A 226-nucleotide genomic window follows, 5' to 3' on the forward strand; every position below is an offset into this window, starting at 1 on the left:
TCATTGAGCTTCTTCGATGTGGCCACCGATCGGGTGACGGTCCGTGAAGCGCAACGAGCGAGGCCCCCGTGCTGTTGATCGAGGTGTCTGACGTCTCAATCACATTGCTCGGGGGCCTCGTTGGTCATCCATCCTGCCGCACTCGACCTGCCGCATGCACTCGTGGAGTGGGTCACCATGCTGATCGTCACCCGTGAGGGCGACCGGCGCTGCAAGCTCCGTCCGT

Annotated in this window: 1 pseudogene; it reads left to right on the top strand. The window is 62.8% G+C overall.

Annotated elements, in window-relative coordinates:
* Positions 1–120: 120 nt before the first annotated feature.
* Positions 121–226: pseudogene (locus OO54_RS45700) on the top strand (IS5/IS1182 family transposase); the annotation flags it as partial.

It is taken from the genome of Streptomyces wedmorensis, assembly GCF_000716445.1.
In the GTDB taxonomy this organism is placed as follows: Bacteria; Actinomycetota; Actinomycetes; order Streptomycetales; family Streptomycetaceae; genus Streptomyces; species Streptomyces wedmorensis.